This is a genomic window from Gordonia gummivorans (genome assembly GCF_022513585.1).
Lineage (GTDB): Bacteria > Actinomycetota > Actinomycetes > Mycobacteriales > Mycobacteriaceae > Gordonia.
In genome coordinates this window covers 13,739-28,053 of record NZ_JAKWBF010000026.1, presented here as the reverse complement: position 1 = coordinate 28,053, position 14,315 = coordinate 13,739, and the positions used below count along the sequence as shown (strand labels likewise).

12 protein-coding genes are annotated in these 14,315 nt (G+C 66.2%); 6 read left to right on the top strand and 6 right to left on the bottom strand.

What is annotated here, in order from left to right; all coding sequences use genetic code 11:
• The first annotated feature begins 13 nt into the window (after positions 1–13).
• Complete coding sequence (locus MKW15_RS17795) at positions 14–757, top strand: DUF4191 domain-containing protein (RefSeq protein WP_240860501.1); 744 nt, start codon at positions 14–16, stop codon at positions 755–757.
• A 684-nt stretch (positions 758–1,441) separates the two neighbouring features.
• Here MKW15_RS17795 and MKW15_RS17790 read toward each other — a convergent pair.
• Positions 1,442–1,945 (bottom strand): RDD family protein, encoded by a 504-nt coding sequence (locus tag MKW15_RS17790; RefSeq protein WP_240860499.1) that lies wholly within the window; start codon positions 1,943–1,945, stop codon positions 1,442–1,444.
• Positions 1,946–2,236: 291 nt separating this feature from the next.
• Here MKW15_RS17790 and glnA (MKW15_RS17785) point away from each other — a divergent pair, with 291 nt between their 5' ends.
• From glnA (MKW15_RS17785) to MKW15_RS17775, 3 genes are all read left to right on the top strand, one after another.
• Positions 2,237–3,670: a type I glutamate--ammonia ligase gene (gene glnA, locus MKW15_RS17785; protein WP_240860497.1), complete on the top strand. Its 1,434-nt coding sequence runs from the start codon at positions 2,237–2,239 to the stop codon at positions 3,668–3,670.
• Between the two features lie 217 nt (positions 3,671–3,887).
• A complete protein-coding gene (locus MKW15_RS24605) occupies positions 3,888–4,736 on the top strand; it encodes a DUF4189 domain-containing protein (RefSeq protein WP_240860494.1) in 849 nt (282 codons plus the stop codon).
• A gap of 112 nt (positions 4,737–4,848) precedes the next feature.
• The gene (locus tag MKW15_RS17775; protein WP_240860492.1) at positions 4,849–5,034 is read left to right on the top strand and encodes a hypothetical protein; all 186 of its coding nucleotides are present in this window, start codon (positions 4,849–4,851) and stop codon (positions 5,032–5,034) included.
• 60 nt (positions 5,035–5,094) lie between these two features.
• On the opposite strand, the gene MKW15_RS17770 is transcribed toward MKW15_RS17775, so the two are convergent.
• Positions 5,095–6,630: an MFS transporter gene (locus MKW15_RS17770; protein ID WP_240860490.1), complete on the bottom strand. Its 1,536-nt coding sequence runs from the start codon at positions 6,628–6,630 to the stop codon at positions 5,095–5,097.
• A 99-nt stretch (positions 6,631–6,729) separates the two neighbouring features.
• On the opposite strand from MKW15_RS17770, the gene MKW15_RS17765 reads away from it, so the two are divergent.
• Both MKW15_RS17765 and MKW15_RS17760 read left to right on the top strand, forming a co-directional pair.
• Complete coding sequence (locus MKW15_RS17765) at positions 6,730–7,500, top strand: TetR/AcrR family transcriptional regulator (RefSeq protein ID WP_240860488.1); 771 nt, start codon at positions 6,730–6,732, stop codon at positions 7,498–7,500.
• 66 nt (positions 7,501–7,566) lie between these two features.
• Positions 7,567–7,974 carry a phage holin family protein gene (locus MKW15_RS17760; RefSeq protein ID WP_240860487.1) on the top strand — a complete coding sequence of 136 codons (408 nt, stop codon included), beginning with the start codon at positions 7,567–7,569 and terminating at the stop codon, positions 7,972–7,974.
• A 67-nt stretch (positions 7,975–8,041) separates the two neighbouring features.
• Here the strand turns inward: MKW15_RS17760 and MKW15_RS17755 are convergent, their stop codons facing one another.
• The 4 genes from MKW15_RS17755 to glnA (MKW15_RS17740) form a co-directional block, all read right to left on the bottom strand.
• Positions 8,042–8,707: a biliverdin-producing heme oxygenase gene (locus MKW15_RS17755; protein ID WP_240860486.1), complete on the bottom strand. Its 666-nt coding sequence runs from the start codon at positions 8,705–8,707 to the stop codon at positions 8,042–8,044.
• A complete protein-coding gene (locus MKW15_RS17750; RefSeq protein ID WP_240860485.1) occupies positions 8,704–9,648 on the bottom strand; it encodes an endonuclease/exonuclease/phosphatase family protein in 945 nt (314 codons plus the stop codon). The genes MKW15_RS17755 and MKW15_RS17750 overlap by 4 nt, the downstream gene beginning before the upstream one ends.
• A complete protein-coding gene (locus tag MKW15_RS17745) occupies positions 9,648–12,704 on the bottom strand; it encodes a bifunctional [glutamine synthetase] adenylyltransferase/[glutamine synthetase]-adenylyl-L-tyrosine phosphorylase (protein ID WP_240860484.1) in 3,057 nt (1,018 codons plus the stop codon). The genes MKW15_RS17750 and MKW15_RS17745 overlap by 1 nt, the downstream gene beginning before the upstream one ends.
• A gap of 67 nt (positions 12,705–12,771) precedes the next feature.
• On the bottom strand, positions 12,772–14,112 hold the full coding sequence (gene glnA, locus MKW15_RS17740; RefSeq protein ID WP_240860482.1) for a type I glutamate--ammonia ligase: 1,341 nt from the start codon (positions 14,110–14,112) through the stop codon (positions 12,772–12,774).
• Positions 14,113–14,315 lie beyond the last annotated feature (203 nt).

The following is a 14,315-nucleotide window of genomic DNA, read 5'->3' as shown; positions in this document are numbered from 1 at the left end:
TAAGCTGGAGTGCATGGCAAAGGCGCAGTCCAAGGACAAAGAGGCAAAGGCCGCGGCCAAACAGGCCCGCAAGAAGGCATCGAAGGAACGGCGCCAGCAGCTGTGGCAGGCGTTCCAGATGCAGCGCAAGGAGGACAAGCGCCTTCTGCCGTACATGATCGGTCTGTTCGTGCTGATCGTCGCAGTGTTCGTGGCGCTGGGCTTCGTCTTCGGGACCGTATGGCTGTTCGTGCCGCTGGGCGTGGTGCTCGGTCTGCTGGCCGCGTTCATCCTGTTCGGCCGCCGAGTGCAGCGCAGCGTCTACTCCAAGGCCGAGGGCCAGCCCGGTGCCGCGGGGTGGGCGTTGGGCAACATGCGCGGTCAGTGGCGTGTTCAGCAGGCGGTCTCCGGGACCTCCCACCTCGACGCCGTGCACCGCGTCATCGGCAAGCCGGGCGTGATCCTCGTCGCCGAGGGCTCCCCCGCCCGCGTCAAGTCCCTTCTCGCGCAGGAGAAGAAGAAGGCTGCGCGCGTGGTCGGCGACACCCCGATCTACGAGATCGTCGTCGGCAACGACGACGGGCAGGTGCCGCTCTCCAAGCTCGAACGCCACATCAACAAGCTGCCCAAGAACATCGACGGCAAGCGGATGGACACCCTCGAGGGACGACTGTCTGCTCTCGGCTCCAAGGCACCCGGCCCCGGCATGCCGAAGGGCCCGCTCCCGGCGAATGCGAAGATGCGCAGCATGCAGCGCACCGCGCGTCGCCGGAGCTGACCGCCTCCCGCGCCTGGTCTGATCGAGCAGGCCAACCTGACGAGTCGGCGACCAACTCGCGTGGAGGCGGGAAGGGTTGGCGGTTGGGCCGGTGGCCAGGATCGGGCCCCTGACGGTGGTCCTCCGGGTATATCCCGGAAGCGGACGCTGACGGGCCCGATCTCAGTCACCGATCGCCGGTCGCCGCGTTCCGCCGACGGCGACGGCGACGGCGACGCCAGGAACATGCGCCCACAAAAAGTCGGGGAAGAAACTTCGTCCCCGACCCTTGGTGTCCTCCCCCAGAAATTTGTGGGGGACGACTGTGAACCTCGGGGAAGAAACTTCTTCCCCTAGATTTTTCGGGCAGGACGCCATCGTGTTTCCCCAGGTCGGAAGGCTGGTCACCCGAACTCTTCGGATCAGCGACCCACCCGCCGACGTCGTCGGCGATCGTGAAGATGGGAAGAGCCGCGCCGTCTGAAGCGGTCCTCCTCAGGTGCCACCGATGCAAGGTTGCCCTCCCAGGCACGTCACGGCGACCGTTTCAGATGCCAACTCCAGCGGCGACCCGGTCAGGCCAAGGGATGATGCCGCCACCCGTCGGATGTCTGTACGCCCCAGCCCGACAGGTGCACTCTGCAGGGCTCCCACGCACAGATTTCCGCAGTTCAGGAGGACAATAGCTGTGCTCGTCGGATCAGATCAGCGAGTGCGCACCATCGCGGTGCCGGTGGCCCGGTCGTGCAGGGCGCGTCCGTTGTAGTCGTTGATGAGTGCGGGCACCAGGAACACGATGAGCAGCTGTCGAGCGACCGCCCGGATGATTCCGACCGCCGCTGGCTGCGCCTCGCCGGCCGCCTCCGCCGACGCGCGCTCCGGTCCGTGGTCGACACGGGCCACCCGCAGTCCGATCGCGAACTGGCCCGGGGTGAAACCGAAGAGCGTCACGGCGAGTACGCCGATCACGAACCACACGCCGAGGATCGCGGTGCCCATGTTGGGCGAGCCGAATCGCACGAACAGCAACGAGATGCCGCCGGCCAACAGCCAGTCCACGAGCAGTGCCGCCACGCGCGGCCAGCCGCTCGCCAATGACCCGGGACCCGTTTCGGGCAGCCCGAGATCTTGTCCGCGGTACTCGTTGTCGACACCGGCGGCGGGGCCGATCTGAGGTCCCGACAACCACGATCCGGTGGTCCGTCCCACTGCAATCTCCTTCGCCAACTGTTCACCGCCAACTGTTCACCATGGTAATCCCGCTCCGAAAGCGAGGTTCACGCCGGACGCGGGGATCGGAAGGCATAGGGTTGGACCGCACGACGGCTAGCGTTGTAGTGCGTCAAACAGACCGTCCACGTAACACAGGAGAAACACTCCCTTGACCCATGGGCAACGTCGCCTCCATACGGTTCAGGCTGAGATCCGCTGCTGTGTCTCGGTGGCGGATGAGGCGTGTCAGCACCACTGACCACCCGATCACGAAGGAGTCACCGCACGGTGTACAGCAGTAAAGAAGAACTACTCGAGGGCATCAAGAAGGAAGGTGTCGAGTACGTCGACATCCGTTTCTGCGATCTGCCCGGTGTCATGCAGCACTTCTCGATCCCGGCGTCGGCATTCAACGAGGACGTCTTCGAAGAAGGGCTCGCCTTCGACGGCTCGTCCGTCCGCGGCTTCCAGTCGATCGACGAGTCGGACATGATGCTGCTGCCCGACCCGGCAACCGCGCGGATCGATCCCTTCCGCAAGGCCAAGACGATGAACATCAGCTTCTTCGTCCACGACCCGTTCACCCGCGAGGCCTACAGCCGTGACCCGCGCAACGTGGCCCGCAAGGCCGAGGACTACCTCGCCTCCACCGGAATCGCCGACACCTGCTTCTTCGGCGCCGAGGCCGAGTTCTACATCTTCGACTCGGTGTCCTTCGGCTCCGAGATGAACGGCACCTTCTACGAGATCGAGTCGGAGTCGGGCTGGTGGAACACCGCGTCCCCGACCGACCCGGACGGCAGCCCGAACCTCGGCTACAAGGTTCGCCCCAAGGGCGGCTACTTCCCCGTCGCACCGTACGACCACTACGTGGATCTGCGTGACGAGATGTCGACCAACCTGCAGAACGCGGGCTTCATCCTCGAGCGTGGCCACCACGAAGTCGGCACCGGTGGCCAGGCGGAGATCAACTACAAGTTCAACACGCTGCTCCACGCAGCCGACGATGTGCTGCTGTTCAAGTACATCATCAAGAACACCGCCTTCCAGAACGGTAAGACCGTCACCTTCATGCCGAAGCCACTCTTCGGTGACAACGGCTCGGGTATGCACGCCCACCAGTCGCTGTGGAAGGACGGCAAGCCGCTGTTCCACGACGAGGCCGGCTACGCGGGTCTGTCGGATCTGGCGCGCTACTACATCGGCGGCATCCTGCACCACGCGCCGTCGCTGCTGGCGTTCACCAACCCGACGATCAACTCCTACAAGCGCCTGGTGCCCGGCTACGAGGCCCCGATCAACCTCGTCTACAGCCAGCGCAACCGGTCCGCCTGCGTGCGTATCCCGATCACCGGCAACAACCCGAAGGCCAAGCGCCTCGAGTTCCGTTGCCCGGACAGCTCGGGCAACCCGTACCTCGCGTTCGCGGCCATGATGATGGCCGGCCTCGACGGCATCAAGAACAAGATCGAGCCGCACGAGCCCGTCGACAAGGACCTCTACGAGCTCCCGCCGGAGGAGGCCAAGGGCATCCCGCAGGCCCCGACGTCGCTCGCCGCGGTCATCGACAAGCTCGAAGAGGACCACGAATACCTCACCGCCGGTGGCGTGTTCACCGAGGACCTCATCGAGACCTGGATCGCGCTGAAGCGTGAGAACGAGATCGAGCCGGTGCAGATCCGTCCGCACCCGTACGAGTTCGCTCTGTACTACGACGTCTGATCGTCTCCGACGAGGCGACGTCTGATCGTCTCCGACGGTGACATCTGATCGTCTCCGACGGTGACATCTGATCGTCTCCGACGAGGCGACGTCTGATCGTCTCTTCTGACAAGTCCACCCATCCGGTCCGCCGGGCGGGTGGACTTGTCATTTGCGGGGGGATTCGCCGGGGCCACTCGACATGTGCCCGAGAAACCCGACGTGGCACACTCACCCGGTGACCAACCCGTACGACCCACGCAATCCGCACGGCCGACAGCCCGGTGCACCCGGTGCCTACGACCCGACGGCGCAGTGGCCCGTGGGTGGTGTTCCGCCGAATCAGGGTCGCCCGGCCCAGCATCAGAACCCACAGCATCAGAACCCACAGCATCAAAACCCGCAGCATCAGAATCCGCCGCATCACACACAGCAGTTCCCGGGCGTAAACCCCTACGGTGCGTACGGCCCGCCGAACCAGCCACCGAGTGGACCTGGGTGGCCGCCCAGCGGACCGGCCTGGCCGGTCGCTCCCCAGGGTGGGCCGCCCAAGAAGAGCGGATCGACCGCGCTCATCGTCGGCGGGATCGCCATCGCCACCGTGGTCGTCATCGTCATCGCTGTGGTCGCGGGCATTCTGATGAATCGAAGCGACGACGACAACTCGACACATGCGGCCGCGGCGGTCTCGTCGTCGCGGGCCAGCATGACCACGTCGCCCGACACCACCACCACAACGACAACCACCACAACAACGACGACGACCACAACGACTCCGGTTCCCGTGAACTACTACGGCGCCATCGCGATCTCGCGCGACACCGGCCACTGGGGGTACGCCGTCGACGCCGCATCGCAACGTCAAGCGAACATCGCTGCGCTCAAGTACTGCGTCGTGTCGACCTGCGCGACCGTCGTCGAGTTCCGCAACGCATGCGGGGCACTCGCACAGTCACAGGAGAACTCGTACTGGGGCTGGGGCTGGGCGCCCACCCGACAGGGCGCGATCAGCACGGCCATCTCGTACGTCAAGGGCGGCTCGCCGAAGGTCCTCGTCTCGACATGCACACGCAACGTGCAGGGTTGACGGCGGATCCGACACCACCGCATGGGCGAAACGCACGTCACAACGTGATCTCGAACACGAAATGGACTTAATACCCTGCCGACTCACAACCAGGCGTTTTACCGTATTTGACATGACCCGCACGAGATACGTCGAAGACCTAGCCCCCGGCGACCGGATCAGCATCGATGGTGCCGACAGGGTCGTCCGCACGACCACCCGCCGCGACGACGATCAGTTCCTCGTCGAACTCGTAGCCGCCGCCGACGCCGCAACCGAGGTGCTCCTGCACCGCGGCTCCAAGGTCGAGGTCGTCTGACAGACGTCACCGAGCGCGCCGGCGGTCGTCACCAAGACAACCGCCGGCGCGCTCGATGTGTCACTGGAACTCCGCCGCCCGGCTACGGTCGCCACCGACGGCGAGGTCGTCATCATTTTCCGGCACGCGGTCCCGCGATGAACGCAGACCCCAAAGCGCGACCATCGCAGTGAACGTGAGGACGGCGGCGCCGGCCCAAGCGGCGGCACTCAACCCGTCGACGAAGGCGCTGCGAGCCGCGTCGACGAGCGCATCGGCGCGCTCGATCGGGAGGCGTTGCGCGGTCGCGAGCGCACCGGCCAACGTCCCGGCCGCCCCATCCCCGAACCGACTGGCGATATCCATCCGGAACACCACATTGACGATGCTGCCGAGCACCGCGATGCCGAGTGCTCCGCCGAGTTCGCTGGTGGTCTCCAGCAATCCCGACGTGGCGCCGGCCCGCTCGGCGGGTGCAACGCCCACCACGTAGTCGGCGATCATCGACGTTGCCGCGACCACTCCGGCAGCCAGCAACGTGGCGCCGGCCAGTACCGGCAGCAGTGTGTCGGTGCCCGTCATGGCGGCGAGCACCACGAAACCGGACGCGCCAACGAGTAGTCCGGTGACGATCACGGCCGGACGACCGATCCGGTTGGCGACGACCGCTGCCAACGGGGCGGTCGCGCCCACCACCACCGTGGGTGCAAGGCTCCACAACGCCGCGCGCAACGGCGAATAGCCGAGCACCGACTGCAGATACTGGGTCATCAGGATCGAGTTCCCGAGCATCGCGAACATACACACGAGATTCACGGTCATCGATGTCGCAAACCGGCGCTCCCCCAACAGAACAACGTCGACGAGTGGATCCGCCAATCGTCGCTGCCGCCACACGAATACCGCGCCGACCGCGACGCCGACACCGAGCGTGATCAGCCGAGACGCCGACCATCCCTGCGCGGCAACCGATTTGATCGCATCGACCACCGGCAGGATTGCGGCCAGCGCCAGCAGAGCGCTCACCAGGTCGACTCGTCGGCCTGGTACGGCCGTGTGCCCGGGCAGCAACGCCGGCGCCACGACGAGAAGCAACGTCATGACGGGGATGTTGATGAGAAACACCGACCCCCACCAGAAGTGTTCGAGCAGCACGCCGCTGATGATCGGGCCGAAGGCGACACCACCGGCGAGGACCGCATTCCACGTGGCAATCGCCTTCCGGCGCTCGTCAGGATCGTCGAAGAGATGTCGGATCATCGCCAGCGTCGAGGGCATCAGGGTTGCCCCGGCGATCGCCAGCAGGGCCCGGGCGCCGATCAGCATCTCCGCGCTCGTCGCGAAGGCTGCCAGGGCCGAAGCTGCGCCGAATCCCGCGGCGCCGATCATCAGTAACTTTCGGTGGCCGATGCGGTCGGCCACCGACCCCATCGTGAGCAACAGACCGGCCAGCACGAATCCGTAGACGTCGAAGATCCAGAGCTGCTGGTCGGCCGTGGGGTCGAGGTCGGCCGCGATGTAGGGAACCGCGAAGAACAGCACCGAGACGTCCATCGACACGATGAGCATCGGAAGACACAGGGCGCTGAGACCCCACCAGGGAGAACGTGTGGTCATGACAGACTCCTCATCTGCGTGCGTAATAGACTGTTTATTGAATACGCAGATACTAGAACCTATCTGTTTACACCGCAAGCAGTAAGTAGGATGTCGCCCATGAGCCCCCGACCGACCGATCCCACGCCGTCAGAAACACACCCCCCGCTACCTCGGTACCTGGCGGCGTTGTGGGGCCGAGCCGACGACACACCGCGCCGCGGGCCCAGACCAACCCTGTCCGTCCGCGAGATCGGCCGCGCAGCCGTTGCGATCGCCGACGAACGCGGCTGGGAATCGGTGTCCATGAAGGCGATTGCCCAGTCGCTGGGTATGACCACCATGTCGCTCTACCGCTACGTCGAGAGCAAGGACGACATCATCGACGTGATGGTCGACGAGGCATACGGCCGCGCAGACCGGGCCGTTCTCGACGAGGCGACCTGGCAGGGCCGGATCACCGCATGGGCGCATGCCGTGACCGAGCGGATGCGACGACGTCCCTGGCTCGCCGCGATCCCGCTCCCCCGACCACCCTTGGGCCCGAATGCCTTGTCCTGGACCGACACCGGCGTGCGGACATTCGACGGAACTGCACTGCGCGGCCAACAGAAAATGAACGCGCTGCTACTCGTCGACGGGTTCGTCCGCCAGCACGTGCGGCAGTCCAGCCAGATGGGCATGCTGGGTACGATCCCCGACGGGCCGTCCTACGAGTCGATGCTCCTCACCCTGACAACCCCCGACACCCACCCCGGGATCGCCGGAGCCCTCGCCGACATGGCGGATGGCGATAGAACAAGCGGCGACGAGACCGACTTCTTCACCGAGCAGCTGGACTTCGGGCTGTCGGTGATCGTCCACGGACTCTCCGCGCTGCTCGACGACTGACACGACCCGGTCACGCGGTGTGGCGATCAGCCGCTAGGGCGTGCCTCAAACCCCTACGATGAGTGCATGATCCGACTCATCATCCGCACCGTCGTCTACCTCGTCTCGGCGGCGATAGGCCTGCTCGTCGCGTCGGCCGTACTCGATGACTTCAACCTCCACGCCGCGGGCTTCCTGGTCGCAGTCGTCGTGTTCTCGGCCGCACAGCTCATCCTCGGTCCGTTCATCTTCAAGGTCGTGCGCAACAACGCGGAGGCCTTCGTCGGCGGGGTCGGACTCGTGTCGACGTTCGTCGCGCTGCTGATCGCCTCTTTCGTCGGCGACGGCCTCGACATCACCGGGGCGTCGACCTGGATCGCGGGCACCGTGATCGTGTGGCTGGTCACCGCGATCGCCACCATGCTCCTGCCGTTCCTGCTGGCGAAGGCCGGCGTCAAGCACGCCCGCGAGGAGAAGGAGCAGACCGCCGGCTGAGCGTGAAACCGAAAGCCCCCCTCCAGCGGAGGGGGCTCAGGCAGCGTAGTGGCGGGCGCGGGGAGACTCAGGCGGCGCGGTCGTGGTCGAGGTCGCCGAACATCGCCTGGTTGTGACCGAAGGCGGAGATCGCTTCCTCCACGAGGCGCTCGACGGCGGCGTCGTCGAGCGGCAACGCGTCGAGCCGGTCGCGGTAGGAGTCCTTGTAGCGCTTGAGTTTGTCGATGCCATCGAAGGCGTAGAACGACAGCGCTGTGTCGTCGAGGCCGTAGTGCTGACGCATGCGATGCGCGACGACCTGACCGCCGGACAGGTCGCCGAGGTAGCGGGTGTAGTGGTGGGCGACGTAGCGCGCCGCGTCGTCGCGCGTGGCCTCGATCGCCTCGACGTACCGGGCGACCGCCGGCAGTGGCGTGATGCCGGCCGGATCGATCCCGAGCGACACGAGATCGGCGTGCAGCCGTGGCAGCCGACGCAGCTTGTCGTCGAGCACCGCCGCCGCCACCGGGTCGTCGGACAAGTCGTCACCGACCTGTTCGAGGGCGCGGTAGACGAAGTACAGCTGCGCGGCAAGGCTGGTGTACTGGCCGGCGTCGAGGCGGCCGGACATCAGGTCGTCGACAAAGGTCGCGCTCTCGGCGCGCTCGTGTGCGACGGCGGTGGCCGCACGCAGCCGCGCCGAGATGGGCCGGCTGTCGGCAACAGGGGATGCGGTGTCCGGCGAAGTCGTCATGATGCCACCAGTGATACCACCACGGCACGATGATCGGAACCCGGGATGTCGTAGGTGTTCACACTCGCCGCAGCGAAACCGCGCGTCACCACATGATCGAGGGTGATCCACGGGTGCAGTCCGCGATTGGCCGGGAACGTCGGTAGGAAGCCGCCACCGACCTGTTCCACGGAATCCGCGTATCCGTCGGTGAGCAGGTCACGGAACCGCGGGCTGTCCCACGTCGAGTTGAAATCGCCGGCCGCGACCACCCGCTCGTCGGGCAGGGCCCGCAAATAGGCCCCGATCGTCGAGAGGTCACGCTGCCAACTGTCGATCTGACCGCCGAGCGGAGCCCTCGGGTGGATTGCCAGCACCCGCGCACCGGGAGCACCGGGAAGGTCGGTCCGCGCGCTGAGGTTTCGGTCGGCGGTGTTCGGAACCGGCGCGGGATCGACGAGCGGCCGCTTGCTGAACAGCGCGGTTCCGCCCGACTGCGGCACCGGAATCGCGAACTCGTGCGGCAGTTCCCGCGCGATCGAACTCGTGCGAATCCGCACGAGCGCCTCCGGCGTCACCTCCTGCATCGACAACAGATCGGCGTCGGACCGCTCCACCAGATCGGCCAGCGTGTCGAGATCCGCCTGTCCCAGACGCAGATTCGCGGTCACCACGGTGAACCGTTCGCCCGGCGGCGGATTCTCCCCGATCCACAGGGGCAACTGGGTCCAGACCAGGGCGACCGTCGCGATCACCGCGAACCCGAGCATGAACCAGCGCCGCAGCAGTACGAAGATGAGTAGTGCACCGGCCGCCGGCACCACCGCCAACGGCACGCGGCTGGTCATCCGGATGGTGAACCCGCTGCGCACCGGGTAGTAGTGCAACCAGACCGCGACGCAGACCACGGCGAGCAACACCCAGCCGACCACCAGCAGGGCCGCGGCGATGTACTTGCGCATCAAGCCCCGAAAACCCTGAGCACCACGGCCTTTGCGCGGCGGGTGACGCGTAGGTAGTTCTCCAGGAACTCTGCGGCCTGGTCTTGCGGCCACCCGGCCGCATACGCGATCTGCCGCAACGCTCGCCCCGGTCCCGGCAATTGGTCGACGGGTTTGCCCCGCACCAGGACCAGCGCGTTACGTGCCTTGGTCGCGGTGATCCACGCGTTCTTCAGCAGCGCGACGTCGGTCTCGGCCAGCAGTTCTGCACCGCCGATCGCGTCCAGCGACTGCAACGTCGAGGTGTTGTGCAGCGTGCGGTAGCGGTGCGCATACCGCAGTTGCAGGAGTTGGACGGTCCACTCGATGTCAGCGAGGCCGCCGCGACCGAGTTTGGTGTGCGTCGCCGGGTCGGCACCGCGCGGCAGCCGCTCGGCGTCGACGCGCGCCTTGATGCGGCGAATCTCCTTGACCGCCGCGCTCGACACCCCGCCGGCGGGATAGCGAATGCGATCGGCCATGTGCAGGAAGTCGACGCCGAGATCGTCGTCGCCGGCCACCTGATGCGCACGCAGCAGCGCCTGGATCTCCCATGGCTGCGCCCACTGGTCGTAGTAGGCCGCATACGCCGCCAGGGTGCGAACGACCGGACCGTTGCGACCTTCCGGCCGCAGTCCGGTGTCGACCTCGAGCGGCGGGTCGTCGCTGGGCGAACCCAGCATCGTCCGGACGTGCTCGGCGATCGTCTGCGACCATCGCACGGCCGCGGCTTCGTCGGCACCGGGGTTGGGCTGGCAGACGAACAGGACGTCGGCGTCCGATCCGTAGCCCAGTTCGCCACCACCGAGGCGGCCCATCCCGATGACTGCGATCCGGGCCGGTGCGGGTTCCCCGCGTTGCTTCTCGGAGTCGTTGATGACCACCGTGAGTGCCGCGTTGAGCACGGCCGCCCACACACTCGACAACGCGGCACACACGGCCGGGACATCCATCAGACCCAGCACGTCCGCCGACGCGACCCGCACCAACTCGGCCCGCCGGTGCGAACGTGCCGCCGCCACAGAACGTTTCAGGTCGGGCTGACGCACCGTCGAGGCGATGAGTCCCTTGGCCACGTCCTGTGGCCGAACCTCGCACAGCTTGGGTCCGTCGGGTCCGTCCGAGTACAGGTGGATCACCTCGGGCGAACGCATCAGCATGTTCGCGATGAACTCCGATGTCCCGAGCACCTTCATCAGCCGCTGGGCCACCACCCCGTCGTCGCGCAGGAGACGGAGAAACCAGTCGGCATCGTCCATGACGTCGCACAGTCGCCGGTAATTGAGCAGACCGGCGTCGGGATCGGGTGTCCGGCTGATTGTTTCGAGCAGCTGCGGCAGGATCAGGAGCTGGATCTGACCGCGGCGGCCGGGCGCGTTGGACAGGGCCCGGATGTGACTCATCGCGCGGTCGGGCTTCGCGTAGCCCAAGGCCGCGAGGCGCCGCTCGGCCGACGCGTCCGACAGTGTCAGTTCCTCGGTCTTGAACTGGGTGACGGCTTCCAACAGCGGTCGGTAGAACAGCTTTTCGTGGAGTCGGCGCACCCGGAGACTCTGATGCCGGATCTGCTCGCGCAGCACGCCGGTCGCGTCGAGGTCACCTTCGCGTCGAATGTGGGCGGCGCGCGCGAGCCAGCGCATGTTCTCGTCGTCGTCGAACTCCGGCAGGAGGTGGGTGCGCGACATCTTCTGCAACTGCAGCCGATGCTCGAGCAGCCGTAAGAATTGGTACGACGCACTGAGATTCGCGCCGTCGTCGCGCCCGACATAACCACCCGAGGTGAGCGCGGCGAGCGCGTCGACGGTCGCCATCACCCGCAGGTCCTCGTCGACTCGTCCGTGCACCATCTGCAGCAGCTGGACCGCGAATTCGACGTCGCGAAGGCTGCCGCTGCCCAGCTTGAGGTTGCGGGCGCGCAGATCCTCCGGGACGAGGGACTCGACGCGCCGCCGCATCGCCTGCACCTCGGGCACGAAGTCCTCTCGGTCGGCCGCCCGCCACACCATCGGTTTGACCGCGGCGATGTAGTCGTTGGCGAGTTCCATGTCGCCGGTCATCGCGCGGGACTTCAACAGCGCCTGGAATTCCCAGGTCTTGGCCCACCGGTTGTAGTAGGCGACGTGGGAGTCGAGGGTCCTGGTGAGGGCACCGGCCTTGCCCTCCGGTCGAAGTGCAGCGTCGACCTCGAAGAAGGCCAGCGAGCCGACGCGCATCATCTCGCCCGCGATCCGGGCGGCCGTGCCGTCGGCGGGGTCACTGACGAAGATGACGTCCACGTCGCTGACGTAGTTCAGTTCACGCGCACCGCATTTGCCCATGGCGATCACGGCCAGCCGCACGCCGATCGGCTTGTCGCCGTACACCTCGCGGTAGGCCACCGCCAGTGCGGCGGTCAGCGCCGCGTCGGCCAGATCGGCCAGGTAGGCGCCCACTTCGGGGAACCACATCACCGGCAGATCCTCGACGGTGGACGCCACGTCGTGCGCCGCGAGTTGCATCACGAGATTGCGATAGGCGAGCCGCAACGCGACCACCGACTTCGGCCCGGCGAACCCCGCCCGGTAGACCCGGTTGCCCTTCTCGATCTCCCCGGGCTCGGGTGTCGCGTCAACCGCAGCGAGCATCAGGCGGTCCACCTCGGCCCGGTCCGGCAGTTCGTCGGCGAGTAGGAGGTGCCAGCTGTCGGGTTCGGCGACCAGATGATCGGCGAGCGCGTCCGACGACCCGATCAGCGCGAACAGGCGACCACGGAAACCCTTGTTGCTGCGGATCGCCTCGTCGAGCGCCGGCCACTCGTCGCCGACAGTCGCCCGCAGGCGGGTCAGCGTCCTCAAAGCGAGGTCGGCGTCGGGTGCGCGCGACAGCGACCACAGAACATCTACCGAAGCACTGTCGTTCCAACCCAATCCGGCCAGGTCGTCGGCGGCGCCCTTGTCCAGCAGACCGAGACGACCGGAGCTGGGCAACGCACTCCGTCCGGGCGGTCGTGTCCCGGGAACGCTCGAACCCGAGGGGTTCGCGCCAGAACGGTAAGTCACACCACAAACCGTAGCGACCCGAGATCGGACATCACAGGCGGGTGCCACGATGAACGGCTACAGACGACTACAGGGGCAGGTAGCTCTTCAACTCGAACGGGGTGACCAGGCTGCGATAGTTGGTCCACTCGGTCCACTTGTTGCGCAGGAAGTAGTCGAAGACGTGCTCCCCGAGCGCCTCGGCCACCAGTTCGGAGTTCTCCATCTGGTGCAGAGCCTCGGCCAGGCTGCCGGGCAATTCCTTGTAGCCCATCGCCCGACGCTCCGCCGGGGTCAACGCCCACACGTCGTCCTCGGCCTCGTCGGGCAGTTCGTAGTCCTCGCTGATGCCCTTGAGACCGGCCGCCAGCAGAACCGCGAAGGTCAGGTACGGGTTGCAAGCCGAATCTGGGCTGCGGACCTCGACCCGACGCGACGACGCCTTGTTGGGCGTGTAGAGCGGCAAGCGGATGAGTGCCGACCGGTTGGCACCACCCCACGTCGCCGCGGTCGGGGCCTCGCCACCGTGGATGAGTCGCTTGTAGCTGTTGACCCACTGGTTGGTGACGGCGCTGATCTCGGCGGCGTGATGCAGGATGCCGGCGATGAACTTCTTCCCAGTGTCCGACAACTGCATCGGGTCGTCCGGGTTGTGGAAAGCATTGATGTCGCCCTCGAACAGGCTCATGTGCGTGTGCATCGCCGAACCGGGGTGCTCGCTGAACGGCTTGGGCATGAACGTGGCCCAGGTGCCCTCCCCGATCGCGACCTCCTTGATGACATAGCGGAAGGTCATCACGTTGTCGGCCATCGACAGCGCGTCGGCATAACGCAGATCGATCTCCTGCTGCCCCGGCGCACCCTCGTGATGGGAGAACTCGACGGAAATGCCCATCGACTCCAGTGCCTCGATCGCGTGGCGACGGAAGTTGGGCGCGGCGTCGTGGACGGCCTGGTCGAAGTAGCCGCCCGAGTCGGCCGGGACCGGCACACTGCCGTCGAGCGGTGCTTCCTTGAGGAGGAAGAACTCGATCTCCGGGTGGACGTAACAGCTGAAGCCCAAGTCGGCGGCCTTGTTCAGCTGGCGTCGCAACACATGACGCGAGTCGGCCCAGCTCGGAGTGCCGTCGGGCATCGCGATGTCACAGAACATGCGTGCCGAGTGATGCCGACCGCTCGAGGTGGTCCACGGAAGGATCTGGAACGTCGACGGATCCGGTTTGGCAACGGTGTCGGCCTCCGACACCCGGGAGAATCCCTCGATCGCGGAACCGTCGAAGCCGATCCCCTCGGCGAACGCACCCTCGAGTTCTGCCGGAGCGATCGCCACCGACTTGAGATAGCCGAGGACGTCGGTGAACCACAGCCTTACGAATCGGATGTCGCGCTCTTCGAGGGTCCGGAGCACGAATTCCTTTTGGCGATCCATGGTCGCCGACATTAGAAGTAGCCTGTTAAATCTGTGTTACACGCACAATTCGAACTCGATGTCCTGCCGTTTTGTCGAGCCCATCCCACCATGCGGAACTGGGGAGCCCGAATATGAGACGCAACCTGCAGCGACACCCGCGGCGCACCCACACCCACGCGAGGACCGCAACCGGTCATTGTGACCAACGCCATAGCCATCGC